Here is a 19516-nt window from a genome sequence, read left to right on the forward strand (position 1 = left end):
GTAAGCTGAACTAGTCATAAACATTCTTGAAGGAGACTCCGTCATGAGCACATCCGTGGTCCTCCCCGCTCTCGGTGAGAGCGTCACAGAGGGTACGGTCACCCGCTGGCTGAAGCAGGTGGGAGACACCGTTCAGGCGGACGAGGGCCTGCTCGAGATCTCGACCGACAAGGTCGATACCGAGATCCCCTCGCCGGTCAGCGGCGTTATCGAAGAGATCCTGGTCGCCGAGGACGAGACCGTCGAGGTCGGCGCTCTCCTGGCCCGGATCGGCGACGGCTCCGCCGCCGCTCCCGCTGCGGAGGAGCCCGCTGCGGCCCCCGCGCCCGCAGCTGCGCCCGCCGCGCCTGAGGCTGCCCCGGCTCCCGCTGCTGCTCCCGCAGCCGCTGCGCCGGCCGGCGACGCCACCGACATCGTCCTCCCCGAGCTGGGCGAGAGCGTGACCGAGGGCACCGTCACCCGCTGGCTGAAGGCCATCGGCGACGAGATCGCCGTCGACGAGCCCCTCCTGGAGATCTCGACCGACAAGGTCGACACCGAGATCCCCTCGCCGGTCGCCGGCATTCTGCAGGAGATCCTGGCCGCTGAAGACGAGACCATCGAGGTCGGCAGCGTGCTCGCACGTGTCGGCTCCGGCGCTCCCGCGGCAGCCCCGGCACCTGCCGCTCCGGCTCCTGCTCCCGCTCCTGCCGCTCCGGCTCCGGCTCCGGCTCCGGCACAGGCTCCCGCAGCTGCACCGGCTCCCGCTCCGGCCGCACCTGCCGCGGCTGAGGCTCAGGCCGCCGAGAGCAACGACAGCATCTACGTCACCCCGCTCGTGCGCCGCCTCGCTGCTCAGCAGGGCGTCGACCTCGCCACGGTGAACGGCTCGGGTGTCGGGGGACGCATCCGCAAGGAAGACGTCCTCGCCGCTGCCTCCGCAGGCGCCTCCGCACCCGCCGCAGCGGCCGCTCCCGCGCCGGCTCCGCTCGAGGTCTCGCCGCTGCGCGGCACGACCCAGCCGATGTCGCGCCTGCGCAAGGTCCTCGCCAAGCGTGCGGTCGAGTCCATGCAGCAGACCGCTCAGCTGACGACGGTCGTCGAGGTCGACGTCACGACGCTCGCCGCCTACCGCGACAGCGTCAAGGCAGAGTTCCTGCAGAAGACCGGTGACAAGCTGTCCTTCCTGCCGTTCTTCGCCCTGGCCGCGGCCGAGGCGTTGCGCGCGTTCCCGATCATCAACTCGACGGTCGAGGGCGAGAACATCGTCTACCCGGCCACCGAGAACGTGTCGATCGCGGTTGACACCGAGCGCGGCCTTCTCACACCGGTCCTGCGCGACGCGGCATCGAAGAACATCGCCGAGATCGCTCACGAGATCGCCGACCTCGCCGCCCGCACCCGCGACAACAAGCTGAAGCCCGACGAGCTCGCCGGCGGAACCTTCACGCTGACGAACACCGGCTCGCGCGGCGCGCTGTTCGACACGCCGGTGGTATTCCTGCCGCAGTCCGCGATCCTCGGCACAGGAACGGTCGTCAAGCGTCCGGGCCTGGTCAAGGTCGATGGCGTGGACGCGATCGCCGTCCGTTCGTACGTCTACCTGGCGCTGTCCTACGACCACCGCATCATCGATGGTGCGGATGCCGCCCGCTTCCTGGGCGCGGTCAAGGCTCGTCTCGAGGCGGCGAACTTCGCCGCCGACCTCGGAGCCTGATCTCCGACGAGTCATTCTGGCTGGTGCGCGACGTCATAGACGTCGCGCACCAGCCATTTCTCGTCTCTGCGCTCGAGAACGAGCATCTGTTCGGCCACCTCCGCCACGGCATCCGTTTCCGCTGATCCCGGATCGAGGGGAGTCAGCCGCACGACGGCGACATCTCCGTAATCGTCGACGAGACTCGGGCTGCTCGCTGCCGGCCCCCGCGTCGCGAGTCCCTGCATCGGCATCGTCGAGCCCTCCGCGATGGCCGCTGAACATGAGGTCTCCCCCGTCTCCCGGCACTCGTGGAGCGCAGAGAGAAGAGCGGGCAGTGTCGTCATGAGCTCTCCGTGTCCCTCCGTCGCGCCCGGCTTCCCGACGGGTGCCGGGCTCTTCTCCTGTTCCTGCGCGCCGCTCTCGCCGATCTCAAGGGACTCGTCCTCGTCGACGGCTGGGAGCAGCTTTTCCGGTGCCGATATGCGCGTATTCGGATCATCGGGGTCAGCCTGCGGCCACGCCAGCCCCACCGTCAGGACTCCGACGGCGAGAACCCCCGCAAGAATCAACGAACGCCGTCTGCCATGGCCCACAGATGCGCGTTCTGAGCGGTTCGGCTGCGCCTCTCGGCGCTGGTCGCGCGAACGCGCCAGGACTGCTGTCAGCGCCATCGCACGCCCTCGAGCAGCCGCCCACAGGGCGCGCGAGCCCCTGGCCCCATCGTCTCTGGACCGCTCTTGCCGAAGAGCTTGCCGTGACGCCCGGGCGTTGTCCGTGACGACGAGATCACCCCACCCGGGGACCCCCAGATCCGCGGCTCGTTCGGGGCCGAAGACGTCGAGGCGCAGCGGGCGCGGCGCCGCGGTCGAGAACAGTTCGGATTCCCAGCGGGAATCGTCATCGATGCGGTGACGGCTCCCGCCCAGCGCCGTGATGATCTCCTCGAGGATCCGCTGACTCGAACGATCCGTCGTATGCTCCGCGATCTTCACCATGAGCTGGCCCGTGCGCATCCGTGCCCCGGCTCCGTCCCCATGGGCGAAAACCGGACGCCCCTCGGCCGTGATCCACCAGTCCCCCACGGCCGTCGCATCCGCGGCCCCCAGCGCCCGGAGGCCGCGCAGCAGGCTGACCACGAGCGTCCCCATCTCCCCCGGCGCGAGCAGGCACTGGGCGACGCGACGCTTCCCGAGGAACGTCTCCACCCGGTGTACGCACCACGGCACCAGCGCATCGTGCCCATCTGGACGGCGCAGCACATCCGATACGCCGCACACATGGTCCTCGCCGGAGAACTCCCAGCCCGGCCACGCTTCGAGCTCCTCTGCGGCGACGCCGACGACCACAGCATCCCCGGAGGTCAGGAGCCTCCCACGAAATGGCCCTTCAGAGCCCTCCAGCGCCCTGATCACACGGTGCGCCCCCGGCACGAGTGCTGCACGTTCCGATGCGGTCTGCGATTCTGCCATGTCCTCCATCTGAGGTCATCCGCGATATCACCGAGAACGCTCTTCCGCCGGCTGGGGACGAACGACGCCGACGCGGTGACGGTGCAGAGCGAGTGCGCCCCACGCGAACGCGCACATCCTCCCCTCTCCGACTCGGTAGTCTTATACCTATGGCTAAGCGTGCTCCAGAACCCGAAAAGCGTCAGGGGTTCTTCTCCCAGATCAAGTCCCTGTTCCGGTTCACGCGTGAGCAGTACCCCTGGTTGCCCTGGGCCCAGATCGCGATACTCGTCGGCGCGATCCTCATCGGGCTCATCATCGGCTATCTCATCCCGCCGTTCCAGGTATGGACGCTGGTCCTCTGGGGCATCACGGGTCTCATGGTCGGCGTGCTCGGCTCACTCTTCCTCATGACGCGTCTGTCGACGCGCGCGATGTACATCAAGATCGACGGCATGCCCGGTGCCGCAGGTCACGTCATGAGCTCCAGCCTCGGACGCTCGTGGCAGGCATCCGACACTCCCGTCGGAATCAACCCGAAGACCCAGGAGGCCGTCTACCGCGCCATCGGCCGCGGCGGGATCGTGATCGTGGGCGAGGGCGCGCGGGGCCGTCTCACGCGTCTGGTCAACGAGGAGCGCACCAAGGCGCAGCGCGTCGCCCACGGCGTTCCGGTCAATGTGTACTACGTCGGCCACGGCGACGACGAGGTCCACATCTCCGAGCTCGCGAAGACCATCAAGAAGCTTCCCAAGGCGATCGACAAGACGACGATGGCCGCTGTCATCCGCCGTGTGGACTCCGTCTCGCAGTCCGTCACCTCGCTTCCGATCCCGAAGGGAATCGATCCGAACCGCGTGCGCGCACAGCGACCGCGTTGATCGAAAGCCTCACGAAAGACGAAGGCCGGTTCCCCCGCGGGGACCGGCCTTCGTCATCAGCTGAGCGGCTCCTTCGGGAGGCGGCGGACCTTGGCGCGTCGACGTCGGCGTTCGGGGATCATCGAGCGCATCTCCTCCAGCTTGCCGAAGCACAGCAGGCGGTCATCCGCTTCGAGGACGACGTGCTTACGGGGGTTGGGGATGACCATCGTGCCGCGGTGCAGCGTGAGCACAGTGATGTCCCGTTCCCAGAGCCCGGACTCCCCCAGGGACCGACCGACGAGCTCGGCCGCGTTGTGAACGAGCAATTCAGCGACGCCGTATCCCGTCGACACCGTCAGGCGTTGACGCACGTCGATCTCCGGGAATCCGACCTGTCCGGCGATGTAGTCGATGATCGCGCCGGCGACGTCGAGATTGGTCGCCTGCTCGATCCCCTGCAGTCCCGGCGAGGAGTTCACCTCCATGACGAGCGGGCCGTCATCGCCTTCGAGCATGTCGACGCCGGCCACGCGCAGGCCCATGATCTGAGCGGACCGCACAGCCGCTCGCTCATAGGCGGGGTCCAGTTGCACGCCCTCGACGCTGCCGCCGCGATGCACGTTGGAGCGGAATTCGTCGCCGGCCGCGGAGCGGCGCATCGCTGCGACGACCCGGTCTCCGACGACCAGTGCGCGGATGTCGCGTCCTCGGCTCTCCGAGATGAACTTCTGGATGAGCACGTTCTGCTTCGTCGAGTGCAGAGTCTCGATGATGGCCTCGGCCACTTTGACCTGCGGGGCGAGGATCACGCCGATCCCCTGCGTGCCCTCGAGGAGTTTGATGACGACGGGTGCCCCGCCGACGCGCTCGATGGCCGGGCGCACGTCGGCACGGTTGCGCACGAACGCGGTGGGCGGCATCGCGATGTTATGGCGCGAGAGGATCTGGTTCGCCCGGAGCTTGTCTCGCGCGCTGGAGATGCCGTTGGCGGTATTGGGCGTGTATACGTCCATCTGCTCGAACTGGCGGACCACGGCCGTGCCGAAGTAGGTGATCGAGCTGCCGATCCGAGGCAGGATCGCGTCGTAGTCGCTCAACTGCTTGCCCCGGAAGTGCAGATCGGGTTCATCACCGGTGAGGTCGATGGCGAACTTCAGCGTATTGAGCACTTTGACGTCGTGGCCGCGTTGGATGGCTGCGGCGCGGAGGCGCTGGGTGGAGTAGGCGTGGGGCGCACGGGAGAGCACGGCGAGCTTCACGGGATTCTCCTGCCAAAATGGATTTCGTGGTTATGACATCTCATTCAAACACTCTTACGGGGTGGCGTGAGTGGGTGTCCCTGCCCGATGCCGGTATCGATTGGATCAAGGCCAAGATCGACACGGGCGCGCGCACTTCGTCTCTGCACGCCTTCGACATCGAGGCCTTCGAGCGCGAGGGCGAGGACTGGGTCCGTTTCCGAGTCAATCCCTGGCAGAACTCGGATGCTGATTCCCGCATCGTCGAGTGCCCGGTGCACGACCGGCGCAGCATTCGCAGCTCCTCGGGCCACTCCGAGGAGCGCATCGTGGTGCTGCTGGCGATCCGGCTCGTCGGGCGCCTCGTGGTGTCGGAGGTCACCCTGAGCAATCGCGATGAGATGGGCTTCCGCATGCTGATCGGCCGTGAGGCGCTCCGACGCGGCTTCATCGTGGATCCGGCGCGCTCCTTCCTCGGCGGGCGAGCCCCGAAAGATGCGCGACGGCGCAACCGCGGACGCGACTGATCCGGCCCTCAGGCGCGGATGAGCACGGTGCCGACGATCTTGTCGTGCAGACCGCGCTGGTCCGGGTCCCAGATGACCGCGGGAATGACGAAGACGAGCAGAGCCGTGCGGATGATCGGCCGCCACAGCCCCACCCATCGGCCGTTCAGCAGCACGATGCGCATTCCGAGGATGCGGTGCCCGGGGCTGCCGCCGATCGTGGGGATGAAGATGATCTGAAGTGCGGCGAAGACGAGCATCGGCGTGAACAGCGACGCGCCCGCTTCTCCCGGCAGTGCGAACTGGTCGTAGCCGAAGAATCCGGTGGCGATGATGGTCGCAGCGGCGTAGTCGATGAGCAGAGCGCCGATGCGACGACCGGCCCGGCCGATGCTTCCGGGGCCGGTTTCGGGGAGACCGAGACGTTCGCCAGGGTATGAGTTTTCAGCATCCGTCACGCCTCTATCCTACCGAGGCTCTGTAACATGGCTGAAACAAAGAGGACACGGCCGAGTAATCCCGCGTGCCTAGTCTTCATGAAGGCCTCAAGGCCGCGATCCCGAATCATCCAGGAGTGATACATGTTCACCGATTCGTCCGAAGTGCTGAGCTACATCAAGGAGAACGACGTCAAGTTCCTTGACATCCGGTTCACCGATCTGCCCGGCGTGCAGCAGCACTTCAACATCCCGGCTTCCACGGTCGACGAGGACTTCTTCACGGAAGGGCAGCTGTTCGACGGCTCCTCCATCCGCGGGTTCGCCAGCATCCACGAGTCGGACATGCAGCTGATCCCCGATGTGACGACCGCCTACATCGATCAGTTCCGCGAAGCCACGACGCTCGTCATGATCTTCGACATCTACAACCCGCGCACGGGCGAGATCTATTCGAAGGACCCGCGCCAGGTCGCGAAGAAGGCGGAGAAGTACCTCGCCTCGACCGGCATCGCCGACACCGCGTTCTTCGCCCCCGAGGCGGAGTTCTACATCTTCGATGATGTGCGTTACTCGACCACGGCGAACCAGAGCTTCTACAGCGTCGACTCCGAAGAGGGCGCATGGAACACGGCACGCGAGGAGGAGGGCGGCAACCTCGGCAACAAGACGCCGTTCAAGGGCGGATACTTCCCCGTCGCCCCGGTCGACAAGACCGCGGATCTCCGCGATGACATGACCCTCAACCTCATCGACGCGGGCTTCGCTCTCGAGCGCTCGCACCACGAGGTCGGCACGGGTGGTCAGCAGGAGATCAACTACCGCTTCGACACCATGGTGCACGCGGCCGACGACATCCTGAAGTTCAAGTACATCATCAAGAACACGGCCGAGCAGTGGGGCAAGACCGTCACTTTCATGCCGAAGCCGCTCTACGGCGACAACGGCTCGGGGATGCACACGCACCAGTCTCTGTGGAGCGAGGGCAAGCCCCTGTTCTACGATGAGGCCGGCTATGGCCAGCTGAGCGACATCGCCCGCTGGTACATCGGCGGTCTGCTCAAGCACGCCAACGCCGTTCTCGCCTTCACGAACCCGTCGCTGAACAGCTACCACCGCCTGGTGAAGGGCTTCGAGGCTCCGGTGAACCTGGCCTACTCGGCCGGCAACCGCTCCGCCGCCATCCGCATCCCGCTCACGGGATCCAACCCGAAGGCGAAGCGCATCGAGTTCCGCGTTCCGGATGCCTCGAGCAACCCGTACCTGGCCTTCGCCGCTCAGCTCATGGCCGGTCTCGACGGCATCAAGAACCGCATCGAGCCGCTCGAGCCGATCGACAAGGATCTCTACGAGCTTCCCCCCGAGGAGGCCAAGAACATCCCGCAGGTGCCGAACTCGCTCCTCGACTCGCTCGAGGCACTCCGAGAGGACCACCAGTTCCTGCTCGAGGGCGGCGTGTTCACCGAGGAGCTCATCGAGACCTGGATCTCCTACAAGATGGAGAACGAGATCCTGCCGATCGCGCAGCGTCCGCACCCGTTCGAGTTCGAGCTCTACTTCGGAGTCTGATCCGAAAGAGGCAGAAGGAAGAGGCCGTCCCGTTCAGGGGCGGCCTCTTCCGCGTTTCCGGCGCGCGGCGTCACAACACCTGCAGCGCAGCTGCCTGCACGCGCACGGCGATCGTCGAGACGTCGCCGAGCTCTTCGCCGTCGATCTCGAACGTCAGCGGGCTCGCCAGCTGCACGCGCAGGCTCTCGGCGGTGAGGTGACGAGTCGATTCCGTGCTGACGGCCTTGTCGCCACCGGTGAGACGCCGCAGGATGCCGTTGTCCCAGACGACCGAGCGCACGGTCTCGAGCCATTGCAGGGCCCCGTCGGAGCTCACCAGCAGCAGGTCCAGCATCCCGTCATCGAGTCGGGCATCGGGAAGCAGGCGGAGTCCGCCCTGGATCATGCCGCAGTTGCCGATGATCATGGTGTGTCCACGCACATCCTGAGGCTCATCGCCGTCGATCTCGAGCACGATGTCCGTCATCTCGGTGCCGGCCATCGCCCGTCCCATCGCCTCGACGTAGGCCAGCCATCCGGCGCGGTCCTTGAGGTCGTCGTCGGTCTCCGAGAGCATCTGGGCATCGATGCCGAATCCGACCATCACAGCGAAGGCGTGCTCGGGGCCGTCGTCGAGACTGACCCAGCCGAGGTCGATCGCCGTGGATTCGTCCGCCGCGATGCGTGCGAGCGCACCCGCCAGGTCGTCCAGCGGGACAGCGAGGTTGCGTGCCAGCAGATTACCCGTACCGCGCGGCACGATCCCGAGGGAGACGCCCGTTCCCGCCAGAGCCTCGGCGACCGCGCGAACGGTCCCATCGCCGCCCACGGCGACGACCGTGCCGCAGCCGGCTTCGACGGCTTCCTGCGCCATGCCGGTGCCCGGGTCGTCGACGCTCGTCTCCCACCAGCGGATTCCCTCCGCCGCATTCCCGAAGGTCTTATCGACCGCATCGCGCAGAAGAGCCGCATCCGTCTTGGAAGGGTTCCAGATGATCCCGATACTCGTGTCGCTCATGTGCTCAGCCTGGGCCAGCGGCACGATCGGCGCAACTCATCTGTAGAAGAGCTGCTCGAACACGCGCCGAGACCGGCGGGTGACGCGCAGGTAGTCCTCCTCCACGAGCGATGCCGACCTCTCCGGGTAGCCGAGCAGGTCGGCGATCGCGTCGAGCTCCGGACGGTCCCAGGGAAGCATGTCGCTCGTTTTCCCGGTGCGCAGGGTGATCGCCGATCGCAGGCGGCTGGAGAGCAGCCAGGCATCCTTCAGCACCTCGGCCTCTTCGTTCCCCAGAAGTCCGGCCGTCCGGGCCGCTTCGAGGGCGTCGAGAGTCGATGTTGTGCGCAGCGCCGGGACGCGAGAGGCGTTCTCGAGCTGGAGGAGCTGCACGAGCCATTCCACGTCGCTGAGCGTTCCCGGTCCGAGCTTCAGGTGCCGCCGTGGGTCGGCTCCGCGGGGAAGGCGCTCGCCCTCCATGCGCGCCTTGATGCGCTTGATCTCCCGCACCGCGAGCTGATCGACCTCCATGGGGTACCGGATGCTCTCCGCCATGCCCATGAATGCGGAGATGAGATCCTCGCTGCCGGCGACGCCGCGCGCGCGCAGGAGCGCCTGCGCCTCCCACGACACCGACCAGCGCCGGTAGTACTCCGCATACGCCGTCATCGAGCGCACCAGGGGCCCCTTGCGGCCCTCCGGGCGAAGATCGGCGTCCAGCTCCAGAGGAAGACGATGATCGGTCAGGTGCTCCCGGAGCCCCGCGACCATCTGGGTGGCGAGCGTCTGCGCACGCTGCGGTTCCACGCCGTTCGCTGCGAAGACGTAGAGGATGTCGGCATCCGATCCGAACCCGAGTTCGGCACCACCGAAACGGCCCATACCGATGATCGCGAACTGGAAGGCTTCGTCCTCTGCGGGGACGACGTTCCGGCGCACCGCGTGCAGCGCGGCATCGATCGTGGCGTCGGTGATCGCCGTCAGAGACTCGGCCATCTCCTCGATCGTCAGAACACCCAGCACGGATCCCATCGCCGTGCGCAGCAGCTCTCGCCGGCGGAGCGCCCGGACCGCGGTGAGCGCCGAATCGATCGATGCGTGCCGCGTGCGGATCGCGCGAGCTTCATCGCGCAGCTTGTCCGCTCCCTTCGGCCGGAGAAGTTCCCGATTATCGAGCCAGGCGACGGACTCCGGGATCCACTCCATGAGCTCGCCGATATAGCGCGAGGAGGACAGGAGCTTGGTGAGGTTCTCCAGCGCGCCGGAGGAGTCCCGGAGCATCCGCAGGAACCAGGACGAATCTCCCAAGCGCTCACTGATGCGCCGGAATGCGAGGAGCGCGTAGTCGGGGTCGCTGCCGTCGGCGAACCAGCGCACCATGATGGGCATGAGGTGCCGTTGCACGGTCACCTTCCGGCTGATTCCGGTCGTGAGCGCACCGATGTGGCGCAATGCGCCGGCCGGGTCGCGGAAGCCGATCGCGGCGAGACGGTCGCGTGCGCGTGCCGGCGAGAAGCTTCGCTCGTCCTCGGGCAGCTCGGCGACGGCGTTGAGCAGCGGACGGTAGAAGAGCCGGGTGTGGATGTCGCGCACCTCACGGCGCAGGCTCTCCCAGAGCGACCAGATGGCGGCGCCGTCCTCGGCCAGCCCCGTCGAACGGGCGAGCACGCGCAGGCCCTCCGGCGTGCGGGGCATGAGGTGGGTGCGGCTGAGATCGCGCAGCTGCAACCGGTGCTCGAGAAGCCGCAGCGTGCGGTAGTCCGCGGCGAAGATCGCGGCATCCTCGCGGCCGATGTATCCGCCGGCGACGAGTGCGTCGAGGCTTTCGAGTGTGCCCTGGGTGCGGATGTCGGGGTCGGTGAGGCCATGCACGAGTTGCAGGAGCTGCACGGTGAACTCGATATCGCGGAGCCCACCGGGACCCAGCTTGATCTGGTGGCGGACGTCGTCGGGATCGATGTGGTCGGTGACCCGCTCCCGCATGCGCTGCACGCTCTCGACGAAGTTCTCCCGCGCCGCGCTGGACCAGACCTTCGGCTGGACCGCCTCGATGTAGTCGGCTCCGAGATCGGCGTCGCCGGCGAGGGGACGCGCTTTCAGCAGCGCCTGGAACTCCCAGCTCTTCGCCCAGCGGTCGTAATAGGCGAGATGGGAATCGAGGGAGCGCACGAGAGCCCCCTGCTTGCCCTCCGGGCGCAGGTTCGCGTCGACCTCCCACAGGGGCGGTTCGATCTCGACGCCGGAGAGGCCGCGCATCGTCTCCCGGGCGAGAGTCGTCGCGATGTCGATAGCCCGCGCCTCGCTGAGGCGTGTCTCATCGGCCGTTCCGCCGACGAAGATCACATCCACGTCGCTGACGTAGTTCAGCTCGCGCGCACCGGCCTTGCCCATGCCGATGATCGACAGTCGGGTGAGTGCCACTTCCTCTCGCGAGCAGGATGCCGCCACCCGCGTGCGCGCAACCGCGAGAGAAGCCTCCAGCGCCGCGCCCGCGGCATCCGCCAGCGCAGCAGAGACCGCGGCGATCCGCGTCTCCGGCTCCGGTGTCAGCAGGTCGATCGCCGCGATCTCGGCGAGTGCCCGACGGTACGCCACGCGCAGCGACACCCAGGCGCTCTCATCGCCGGATGATGCGAAGCCATCCTCGACCTGCACCGCTGCCAGCATCCGTTCTTCCAAGGCGGGCGCACTCGGCACGAGCTGCCCGATCTCGTTCAGGATCGAGAGCTGGTCCGGGTGACGCAGGAAGAAATCCGCCAAGCCGGTGGATGCTCCGAAAACCCGCCAGACGATGATCCGGGTCTCCGGGTCGGCGAGAAGCGCGCGCAGCACGGCGGGGTCGCGTCGCGCGACGCGGATCATGCCCTCGGCTGCGCTGTCGGGATCCGCCGCGGAGACGCCGGCGAGGATTTCGCCGGCGTCCTGGCCGATCAGCTCCGACAGCTCCTCGAGCGCCTGCGCGCCCGCGCGCAGATCGTCGAATCCGAAACGGGCGAGAGCGGAGAGGGAGATAGCCGACTGCGAACGCGACATCGGATCAGAGCAGCTCGAGGTTGCTCTTCAGCTCGAAGGGCGTGACCTGCCCGCGGTAGGCCTCCCACTCCTTGCGCTTGTTGAGGAGCACATAGTTGAAGACCTGCTCGCCGAGGGTCTCGGCGACGAGCTCCGACCGCTCCATGTACTCCAGGGCGTGGTCGAGGCTCGCCGGCAGCGAGGAATACCCTAGCGCGCGTCGCTCCCCATCGGTCAACGACCAGACGTTGTTCTCAGCCTCGGGCGGAAGCTCGTACTCGTTCTCGATCCCCTTGAGACCGGCGGCGAGCATGAGCGCATAGGCCAGGTACGGGTTGGCCGCCGAATCCAGGCCGCGGTGCTCGACGCGCGAGGACTGGCTCTTGTTCGGCTTGTACATCGGAACCCGCACGAGCGCCGAACGGTTCGTGTGCCCCCACGTGACGAAGCTGGGGGCCTCGTCACCGCCCCAGAGCCGCTTGTACGAGTTGACGAACTGGTTCGTGACGGCGGCGATCTCATTGGCGTGCTTGAGAAGGCCCGCGATGAAGTGACGCCCGGTCTGAGAGAGCTGGTACTTCGCGCCCTCTTCCCAGAACGCATTCCGATCGCCCTCGAACAGAGACATGTGCGTGTGCATTCCGCTGCCGGGCTGGTCGCTCATCGGCTTGGGCATGAACGTCGCGTACACGCCCTGCTCGATCGCGACCTCCTTGATCACCGTGCGGAAGGTCATCACGTTGTCCGCGGTCGTCAGAGCATCCGCGTAGCGCAGATCGATCTCGTTCTGTCCGGGGCCGCCCTCGTGGTGGCTGTACTCCACGGAGATGCCGAGGTCTTCCAGCATCCGCACCGAACGGCGCCGGAAGTCGTGCGCGGTGCCTCCGGGAACATTGTCGAAATATCCCGCGGAGTCGACGGGGACCGGGCCCTCGGGGCCGATCACGGACGACTTGAGCAGGTAGAACTCGATCTCGGGGTGCGTGTAGAACGTGAACCCGGCATCCGCGGCCTTCGCAAGGGCGCGCTTGAGGACGTGTCGCGGATCCGCGACCGCGGGCTGGCCGTCCGGAGTCGTCAGATCGCAGAACATGCGGGCGGTCGGGTCGATCTCGCCGCGCCATGGCAGAGTCTGGAACGTCGTCGGGTCCGGCTGCGCGAGCAGGTCCGATTCGTAGGTCCGGGTCAGACCCTCGATCGCCGAGCCGTCGAAGCCGATGCCCTCGGCGAAGGCGCCCTCGACCTCGGCCGGAGCGATCGCCACCGACTTCAGCGTGCCGATGACATCCGTGAACCACAGACGGACGAACTTGACGCCGCGCTCCTCGATCGTCCGCAGCACGAAGTCACGTTGCTTGTCCATGCCCATAGGTGCTTTTACTTCCCGCTGGCGTCGGTCGCCCGAGGCCAGTCTTCTTCAATGGCTTCTTCCTCGGCCCATGCCGCCGAGCGCTCCTTCAGCTTCTCCGGTGCGCGAGCAGCCTCCTCGGAGGTGTCGAAAGGACCGATCCGATCGACGGCGGGCGATACGAGACCATGCTCGACCTCCCCTGTTCGGGAGTTGTACCAGTACTTCTTCTCGTCGCTGGACATAGACGATTCCTCCCCGTGAGACATGGCTGCACCACCGTGAGCAGTGCCTGTCATGATCCTATCGGCGCAGGCCCCTCTCGCTAGGCTATTCGCATGGCAAAAGCGATCGGCGTCGACATCGGCGGCACAGGCATCAAGGCGGGCATCGTCGACCTCGGTCGAGGAACCCTCGAATCGGACCGCGTGCGCGTGCCCACGCCGAAGGGTGCCGCTCCCTCCGACGTCCTCACGGCCGTGCACGAGGTGCTCGACACGCTCGGTGTGCGAGACTCGGCACTCCCCCTCGGCGTCGCCTTCCCCGCAATCGTGAAGCGCGGCAAGACGCTCTCCGCCGCGAACATCTCCCAGAAGTGGGTCGACTTCGATGCGGAGAAGTTCTTCGAGGACGAGCTGGGGCGCAACATCACCTTCGTCAACGACGCGGATGCCGCCGGTGTCGCCGAAGTGCGCCACGGCGCCGCGCGCGATGTCGAGGGGCTCACGATCCTGACGACGCTCGGGACCGGAATCGGTTCGGCCTTCTTGTACAACGGCGTCCTGGTCCCGAACACCGAACTCGGACACCTGAACTACGGCGAGCACACCTCCGTCGAGAAATGGGCGGCAACCTCGGCTCGCGACCGCGAGGAGCTCAGCTGGACCGACTGGGCGGCCCGCCTGCAGGAGTTCTACGCGCACATCGAGTTCCTCTTCAGCCCCGACCTGTTCGTCGTCGGCGGCGGAGTGTCCAAGAACGCGAGCGATTTCCTGCCGCTGCTCGAGCTGAAGACGCCCATCATTCCGGCGATCCACCGCAATAACGCAGGCATCATCGGCGCCGCATCCCTCGCCGCCGACTGATCCGTCATGCGAAGAGAAGAAGAGCCCGACCAAGGCGGTCGGGCTCTTCTCGCGTTCAGGGCGAATGGGCCGGCCTGTACGCCGGGTTCTGTTCCGGGGTCTCTCTCGAGGATCCCCTTCGACGGCCATCTCTCTCGGCGACACGTTGCCGTGCCGCTCCAGCGGTCTACCCGAGGACTCGGCGAGCCGCGTCAACATCCTCTGTATGACCTTGCTCCGGACGAGGTTTACCTGGCGGGCCATGTCACCATGGCCCCCGGTGGTCTCTTACTCCACCCTTTCACCCTTACCGCGCGTCGGAACGCGTGGCGGTCTGCTCTCTGTGGCACTGTCTCGCGGATTGCTCCGGGTGGGCGTTACCCACCGTCCTGCCCTGTGGAGCCCGGACGTTCCTCGGTGCGGTTGCCCGCAACGCGACCGTCCAGCCGACCCATTCGCCTGACCAGTCTACTTCTCCGCGGACGCCACGATCTTCAGGTCCAGCGGAACATCGATGGGGAACGTTCCGAAGATCCGACGCGTAGCGACGGCGGCCGCGGTGCGCACGGCCTCGGCCGCGGCATCCGCCTGCTCCTCGGGGACGTGCAGGATGACTTCGTCGTGGAGGAAGAATGCCAGGTGGGCCTGCGTTCCAAAGGGGCCGGATGCCGGAGCAGCCGTTCGTGCGGGGGGAAGCTCCTGCAACCGATGGCGGATCTCCGCGAGCCAGATCAGCGCCCATTCGGCCGCGGTGCCTTGCACGACGAAGTTGCGGGTGAAGCGTCCGCGCTCGCGCGATCGCGCGCGCACCCGCGGAATCAGCGCGGGGTCGGCATCGGCGCTGGCGGCTGCGCTGTGGTCGTCATGCCAATGCTGATCGGGCCGGGGCGAGGAACGGCCCAACCGAGTCGAGACGACGCCCCCGTTCTCACCGATGCGCGCAGCGGTGTCGACGACCTTCATGGCACGCTGGTACACCTTGCGCAGCCGCGGCACGAGACGCCCGCTATCGCCCGTGGTCGCGCCGTACATCGCCCCGAGCACCGCGAACTTCGCCTCGTCCCGGGTGGCGACGGCACCGGATGCCACGACCCCGGCGTACAGGTCCTGACCACGAGCGGCCTCGGCCATCGCCATGTCGCCGGCCAACGCCGCGAGCATGCGCGGTTCGAGCTGGGCGACATCGGCGACGATCAGTGTCCAGCCGTCGTCCGCACGCACGGCGGAACGAAGAACGCGGGGCAGCTGCAGTGCTCCGCCGCCGGCCGAAGCCCAACGGCCCGTCACGACCCCGCCCGGGATGTACACCGGCCGGAAGCGTCCCTCGTGCACCCACTCCGACAGCCAGGACCAACCGTTCGCCGCCATCAGGCGCGAGAGCTTCTTGTACGCGAGCAGCGGCGGGATGACCGGGTGCGAGACCTCTCTCAGCTCCCACCGGCTCGTCGATTCGACGTTCACGCCGACGCGATGCAGCGCCCGCAGCAGGCGCGGGTGGCTGTCGAGATGGAGGTGGGAGTCACCCAGGTGGAAGCGGACGGCATCGGTGGCAGCCGCGAGTTTCTCCGGAGGGCCGCCACCCGCCGGGCGTCTGCCCAGCACCTCGGTGAGGATCCGGTCGTGCTCGGACTCGGACCAGGGAAGGCCCGCGGCGCGCATCTCCTCGGCGATCAGGCCGCCTGCGGACTCCGCCGCGCACAGCAGCACGAGGCGATGGGTGGGATCCGAGCCGATCACCCGGCGCTGCTCCTGCAACTGTTCCAGAAGAGTCCCGACCGATGCGGCCGAGCGCTCGTCGACGACGTCGAAGAGCCCGGGCGCGGCAGGCACCGCCGCCGGGTCGTCCGGGAGCCAGAGCACCGATGGCGCCAGAGGGCGCGGCACAGCATCCGTGTCGCGCAGAATGGCATGGCAGAGAAGCAGATCGTGGGACCGGCTCAGGCGGATGCCGGCCGAGAGCAGTTCCGGGTAGATGTCACGCGCACTGCGAAGGATCCAGCGCGGATGGTCGGCGTACTCCGCATTCCGCACCCATTCGACATCAACGGATCGGCGGGCGATCTCACTCCCCGCCGCGTCGACGTGGACGGCAAGAAGACCCTCGGCAGATGAGCGCGAAAGCAGGATCCCGTCAGCGGGACGCCAGCCTGCGGGGACGTTCACAGTGAATGCCGGACGGACGGATCCGCCCGCCGCGTCACAGTCCTGATTCTTCGGTGCGGACGAGGATGCCGCCGCATTCGGGGCACGAGACCACGGCATCCTGCGCTGCACGACGAATCTCACTGAGGTGCGTCTCGGAGAGCACCATGCGGCAGCCCTCGCACGTCTTGGCACGCAGCAGTCCGACGCCGACTCCGCGCGACGCACGACGCGTGTAATCCGCGAGCAGATCGGCGGGAACGTCAGCGACGATCGCTGCGCGGTCGCGCGTGAGATTCTCGATCTCTTCGCCGGCCGCGGCCGCGGCGCTCTTCGCCTTCGCGGTGAGTGCGATGCCCTCGGACGTGGTCGCGTCGATCAGCGCCTGCTGCGCGGCGACGGCCGCCTCCGCCTGTTCGACGCGGGTCATGACCTCGAGCTGAGCGTCCTCGAGGGCGCTGATGCGATGCCCGAGGCTCGCGACCTCGCGCTCGAGCGCCTGAGCGTCCTTCGGGTTGGTCGACGTCGCGAGCCGCTCGCTATCACGCGTGCGACGCTGCGTGGTGACCGAGACATCGGACTCGAGCCGACTGAGCTCGGTGCGCACATCATCGCGCGTGCCGGTGAGCGCGGTCAGCTCGCGGAGCTGCTCCTGACGCTGCGCGGCCAGTTCATTGATGCGCGGGCCCTCGGCCGGATTGGTTCGGGCTCGTTCCGCCTGCTGGCGGCGACGATCCAGGTCGGCGACGTCGAGAAGGATGCGCTGTTGCTCGGGGCTGGCGTTCACACGTCCAATCTACCTGCGCGCGCCGACATCCGCCGCCCCGGATTCTTCAACCGGGCGTGCCGTCGACATATCGCCAGATGCGATCCTCACGCCGGAATCGGCTGCGCTCGCGCATCGACCCCGCCCGGCCCTCCTCGCGGTAGAACGCTTCGAACTCCACAACGCCGCAGTCATCGAACGGGCCGCCCTCCACGACATCGAGGATGTCGAGTCGTGTCCATCGCACGTCGTCGTCGAGGTCGAGATCAGCGGGACGGGTCGATGGATGCCACGACCGCAGCAGGTACGCGGCATCCTCGAGAGCGAATGCCGTGAAGCGCGAACGCATCAGCCGCTCCGCAGTGGGAGCATCCCGCGCACCGGCGAGGATCGGCCCGCAGCAGCTGTCGAAGATGTCACCGGATGTACAGGGGCAGCGCATGACCCCATTCTGCCGCGTACGCTGGCCCCAGTCATCGAAGGAGATCACCATGCCCGCGCTTCCCACCCCTACCGCCCACAACGGCTTCGAGCTTCCCGCGATCGGACTGGGCACGTATCGACTGAACGGCGATGCGGGGGCGACAGCGATCGCCGCCGCGATCGATTCCGGCTACCGTCTCATCGATTCGGCGTTCAACTATGAGAACGAGGGGGCCGTCGGACGGGCCGTCGCGGATGCCTCGACCGATCGCCGTTCGGTCATCGTGACCACCAAGCTCCCCGGCCGGCACCATTCGGGAGAAAAGGCACGATGGAGCATCGAGGAGAGCCGCGCTCGACTGGGCCTCGATGCGACGGATCTGCACCTCATCCACTGGCCGAACCCGATTCAGGACGAGTACGTCCAGGCCTGGGCCGCGCTCATCGCTGCCCGCGAGCGCGGTGTTGTGCGCCAGATCGGCGTCTCGAACTTCCTGCCCGAGCACATCGAGCGGCTCGAGCGCGAGACCGGTGTGCGACCGGTCGTCAACCAGATCGAGTTACACCCGTACTTTCCGCAGAGCGAGCAGCTCGCCTACCACCGGGAGAAGGGCATCATCACCGAGGCGTGGAGTCCGATCGGCCGGGCGCGCAACGTTCTGCAGGAGCCCGTGCTCGTCGAGATCGCCGATGCCCACCGCATCTCCCCCGCTCAGGCGGTGCTCGCCTGGCATGTCGCACGAGAGAGCGTCGCGATCCCCAAGGCGTCCTCGCTCGAGCACCAGGAGGCGAACCTCGCCGCAGCATCCATCACGCTGTCCGACGACGAAGTCGACGCGATCACCGCCCTCGGGCGTCCCGATGGCCGACTGTTCGACGGCGATCCCCGCGTTCACGAGGAGAGCTGACTTCAGCGTGCGGTGTCGAGCACCTGGTGCTCGATGATCCACTTCTGCAGACGCGGGTAGACCCAGAAGCCGTAGATGCCGACCGTGATGATGCACAGCAGGAACCACTTGATCCACATGCCGAACAGGCCGATCGAGCTGCCCGTGAAGCGCAGCCGCTGACCGTTGAGGTAGGTGTGTTTGGTCTTCCAGCGATAGGTCATCACGACGGCCCACGGGTAGCAGATGCCGAGAGTGAGCACCGTGATCAGGAACCCGCCGATGCCGACGCCGAGCCAGGTGGCTGCTCCCCCGTCGAAGGTGAACGTCACCGGCGGGTAACCGCCCTGAACGGTGGTGGATCGAGGCGAAACGGCGTCGGCCATGAGAACCCCTTTCGAATGCACAGCATAGGAAAGCCGCCTGCGGATGCGACGGCGCTGACTGGACTGTAGCGGAAAGCGGCCCGGAAGCAACGGATGCGGATGATGTGGGGCGTTTGCGAAACTCCCTGACCAGGGGTTTCAGCTCCTGATGGAAGAGCGCTTCCCGAGCTAAGCCGCCGTTCTCCCCGCGACTATGCGAGCCCAGCCGGAAGGTCGACGTAGGATTTGAAATCCCAGCGATCACTCTCACCTCACTGTCGTTCGACGGACTGGGACTCCTCTAATGCCCACAGCCGATAGAGTTTGCCCGTGATGTTGACAAAGAATCAGATCCAGGCGCTGGAGCGCTACCGGATGAATGCCGATTTGATCCGACAAGCTTTCCACGATCACTGGAACGCCAACCCTGATCCCCTCTCGAACGGCAGGGGGCGGGGAAATCCTGATGATCCGGAGTTTTTCGCCTGGATGAGTCTATGGTACTCATCGCTGTTTGCATTGTGGGAGGGATGTATTGATGCCGACCTGGCCACGGATCAGATGCCCAATCATGACAATGATTTCTTTGAATCGCTCAAGCGGTTTCGAAATAAAACATTTCATGTTCAAAATCGCTTCCCGCATGACATGCTCTTGGAACACGTCAAAAGGGACGATAGCGTAAGCCGAGCGTATTATTTGAGCGACTGGCTAAGCGGCTCTTCGGACATTCGGTGGGGGTCATGGGGTGAGGCCGCCGGCGGCGAGGAGCATGCGGAGGCGGTAGTTGTCGC

At 66.7% G+C, this 19516-nt stretch carries 18 protein-coding genes and 1 other RNA gene; 7 read left to right on the forward strand and 12 right to left on the reverse strand.

What is annotated here, in order from left to right:
- The first annotated feature begins 43 nt into the window (after nt 1–43).
- Complete coding sequence (gene sucB / locus ACWAUG_RS09380; RefSeq protein ID WP_298036445.1) at nt 44–1696, forward strand: 2-oxoglutarate dehydrogenase, E2 component, dihydrolipoamide succinyltransferase; 1653 nt, start codon at nt 44–46, stop codon at nt 1694–1696.
- 11 nt (nt 1697–1707) lie between these two features.
- Here the strand turns inward: sucB and ACWAUG_RS09385 are convergent, their stop codons facing one another.
- Complete coding sequence (locus ACWAUG_RS09385; protein WP_298036446.1) at nt 1708–3147, reverse strand: hypothetical protein; 1440 nt, start codon at nt 3145–3147, stop codon at nt 1708–1710.
- A 149-nt stretch (nt 3148–3296) separates the two neighbouring features.
- Here ACWAUG_RS09385 and ACWAUG_RS09390 point away from each other — a divergent pair, with 149 nt between their 5' ends.
- Complete coding sequence (locus tag ACWAUG_RS09390; protein ID WP_298036448.1) at nt 3297–4007, forward strand: DUF4191 domain-containing protein; 711 nt, start codon at nt 3297–3299, stop codon at nt 4005–4007.
- 56 nt (nt 4008–4063) lie between these two features.
- Here ACWAUG_RS09390 and ACWAUG_RS09395 read toward each other — a convergent pair whose 3' ends face one another.
- On the reverse strand, nt 4064–5248 hold the full coding sequence (locus tag ACWAUG_RS09395) for a RimK family alpha-L-glutamate ligase (RefSeq protein WP_298036450.1): 1185 nt from the start codon (nt 5246–5248) through the stop codon (nt 4064–4066).
- Between the two features lie 32 nt (nt 5249–5280).
- Between ACWAUG_RS09395 and ACWAUG_RS09400 the strand changes: the two genes are divergently transcribed.
- Nucleotides 5281–5754 carry an ATP-dependent zinc protease family protein gene (locus ACWAUG_RS09400; protein WP_298036452.1) on the forward strand — a complete coding sequence of 158 codons (474 nt, stop codon included), beginning with the start codon at nt 5281–5283 and terminating at the stop codon, nt 5752–5754.
- Between the two features lie 8 nt (nt 5755–5762).
- On the opposite strand, the gene ACWAUG_RS09405 is transcribed toward ACWAUG_RS09400, so the two are convergent.
- Nucleotides 5763–6191 carry an RDD family protein gene (locus tag ACWAUG_RS09405; RefSeq protein ID WP_298036455.1) on the reverse strand — a complete coding sequence of 143 codons (429 nt, stop codon included), beginning with the start codon at nt 6189–6191 and terminating at the stop codon, nt 5763–5765.
- 123 nt (nt 6192–6314) lie between these two features.
- Between ACWAUG_RS09405 and glnA the strand changes: the two genes are divergently transcribed.
- On the forward strand, nt 6315–7739 hold the full coding sequence (gene glnA, locus ACWAUG_RS09410) for a type I glutamate--ammonia ligase (protein ID WP_298036457.1): 1425 nt from the start codon (nt 6315–6317) through the stop codon (nt 7737–7739).
- A 70-nt stretch (nt 7740–7809) separates the two neighbouring features.
- Here glnA and ACWAUG_RS09415 read toward each other — a convergent pair whose 3' ends face one another.
- From ACWAUG_RS09415 to ACWAUG_RS09430, 4 genes are read right to left on the reverse strand one after another with little or no spacing between them, the layout of a single operon-like run.
- Nucleotides 7810–8736: a diacylglycerol/lipid kinase family protein gene (locus tag ACWAUG_RS09415; protein ID WP_298036458.1), complete on the reverse strand. Its 927-nt coding sequence runs from the start codon at nt 8734–8736 to the stop codon at nt 7810–7812.
- Between the two features lie 36 nt (nt 8737–8772).
- Complete coding sequence (locus tag ACWAUG_RS09420; RefSeq protein ID WP_298036461.1) at nt 8773–11748, reverse strand: bifunctional [glutamine synthetase] adenylyltransferase/[glutamine synthetase]-adenylyl-L-tyrosine phosphorylase; 2976 nt, start codon at nt 11746–11748, stop codon at nt 8773–8775.
- A 4-nt stretch (nt 11749–11752) separates the two neighbouring features.
- A complete protein-coding gene (locus ACWAUG_RS09425) occupies nt 11753–13090 on the reverse strand; it encodes a glutamine synthetase family protein (protein ID WP_298036464.1) in 1338 nt (445 codons plus the stop codon).
- A gap of 14 nt (nt 13091–13104) precedes the next feature.
- Nucleotides 13105–13320: an SPOR domain-containing protein gene (locus ACWAUG_RS09430; RefSeq protein ID WP_298036466.1), complete on the reverse strand. Its 216-nt coding sequence runs from the start codon at nt 13318–13320 to the stop codon at nt 13105–13107.
- Between the two features lie 93 nt (nt 13321–13413).
- On the opposite strand from ACWAUG_RS09430, the gene ppgK reads away from it, so the two are divergent.
- On the forward strand, nt 13414–14160 hold the full coding sequence (ppgK, locus tag ACWAUG_RS09435; protein ID WP_298036469.1) for a polyphosphate--glucose phosphotransferase: 747 nt from the start codon (nt 13414–13416) through the stop codon (nt 14158–14160).
- Between the two features lie 61 nt (nt 14161–14221).
- Here the strand turns inward: ppgK and rnpB are convergent.
- The 4 genes from rnpB to ACWAUG_RS09455 all read right to left on the reverse strand — a co-directional run bounded on the left by rnpB (nt 14222) and on the right by ACWAUG_RS09455 (nt 17489).
- Nucleotides 14222–14593: RNase P RNA component class A (rnpB, locus tag ACWAUG_RS09440), an RNA gene on the reverse strand.
- Nucleotides 14594–14607: 14 nt separating this feature from the next.
- Nucleotides 14608–16302, reverse strand: coding sequence for a bifunctional 3'-5' exonuclease/DNA polymerase (locus ACWAUG_RS09445; RefSeq protein ID WP_460802247.1), 1695 nt, complete (start codon nt 16300–16302; stop codon nt 14608–14610).
- A gap of 34 nt (nt 16303–16336) precedes the next feature.
- Nucleotides 16337–17068, reverse strand: coding sequence for a zinc ribbon domain-containing protein (locus ACWAUG_RS09450; protein ID WP_298036495.1), 732 nt, complete (start codon nt 17066–17068; stop codon nt 16337–16339).
- A gap of 46 nt (nt 17069–17114) precedes the next feature.
- Nucleotides 17115–17489, reverse strand: coding sequence for a YchJ family protein (locus ACWAUG_RS09455; RefSeq protein ID WP_298036498.1), 375 nt, complete (start codon nt 17487–17489; stop codon nt 17115–17117).
- A gap of 49 nt (nt 17490–17538) precedes the next feature.
- On the opposite strand from ACWAUG_RS09455, the gene ACWAUG_RS09460 reads away from it, so the two are divergent.
- Complete coding sequence (locus tag ACWAUG_RS09460) at nt 17539–18378, forward strand: aldo/keto reductase (protein ID WP_460802248.1); 840 nt, start codon at nt 17539–17541, stop codon at nt 18376–18378.
- A gap of 2 nt (nt 18379–18380) precedes the next feature.
- Here the strand turns inward: ACWAUG_RS09460 and ACWAUG_RS09465 are convergent, their stop codons facing one another.
- Nucleotides 18381–18743, reverse strand: coding sequence for a DUF898 family protein (locus ACWAUG_RS09465; RefSeq protein ID WP_298036503.1), 363 nt, complete (start codon nt 18741–18743; stop codon nt 18381–18383).
- Between the two features lie 309 nt (nt 18744–19052).
- Here ACWAUG_RS09465 and ACWAUG_RS09470 point away from each other — a divergent pair.
- Nucleotides 19053–19516, forward strand: a 464-nt coding sequence (locus ACWAUG_RS09470; protein ID WP_460802249.1) for a hypothetical protein, incomplete at its 3' end; no start/stop codon positions are given.

Source organism: Microbacterium sp. GXF6406, from assembly GCF_054798215.1.

Bases quoted from the DNA above. Each gene is read 5' to 3' on its own strand.
- ACWAUG_RS09430 (WP_298036466.1), bottom strand. From the start codon at position 13,320: ATGTCCAGCGACGAGAAGAAGTACTGGTACAACTCCCGAACAGGGGAG.
- ACWAUG_RS09390 (WP_298036448.1), top strand. From the start codon at position 3,297: ATGGCTAAGCGTGCTCCAGAACCCGAAAAGCGTCAGGGGTTCTTCTCC.
- ACWAUG_RS09415 (WP_298036458.1), bottom strand. From the start codon at position 8,736: ATGAGCGACACGAGTATCGGGATCATCTGGAACCCTTCCAAGACGGAT.
- ACWAUG_RS09385 (WP_298036446.1), bottom strand. From the start codon at position 3,147: ATGGCAGAATCGCAGACCGCATCGGAACGTGCAGCACTCGTGCCGGGG.
- ACWAUG_RS09420 (WP_298036461.1), bottom strand. From the start codon at position 11,748: ATGTCGCGTTCGCAGTCGGCTATCTCCCTCTCCGCTCTCGCCCGTTTC.
- sucB (WP_298036445.1), top strand. From the start codon at position 44: ATGAGCACATCCGTGGTCCTCCCCGCTCTCGGTGAGAGCGTCACAGAG.
- ACWAUG_RS09465 (WP_298036503.1), bottom strand. From the start codon at position 18,743: ATGGCCGACGCCGTTTCGCCTCGATCCACCACCGTTCAGGGCGGTTAC.
- ACWAUG_RS09460 (WP_460802248.1), top strand. From the start codon at position 17,539: ATGCCCGCGCTTCCCACCCCTACCGCCCACAACGGCTTCGAGCTTCCC.
- ACWAUG_RS09400 (WP_298036452.1), top strand. From the start codon at position 5,281: ATGACATCTCATTCAAACACTCTTACGGGGTGGCGTGAGTGGGTGTCC.
- ACWAUG_RS09425 (WP_298036464.1), bottom strand. From the start codon at position 13,090: ATGGACAAGCAACGTGACTTCGTGCTGCGGACGATCGAGGAGCGCGGC.
- ACWAUG_RS09455 (WP_298036498.1), bottom strand. From the start codon at position 17,489: ATGCGCTGCCCCTGTACATCCGGTGACATCTTCGACAGCTGCTGCGGG.
- ppgK (WP_298036469.1), top strand. From the start codon at position 13,414: ATGGCAAAAGCGATCGGCGTCGACATCGGCGGCACAGGCATCAAGGCG.
- glnA (WP_298036457.1), top strand. From the start codon at position 6,315: ATGTTCACCGATTCGTCCGAAGTGCTGAGCTACATCAAGGAGAACGAC.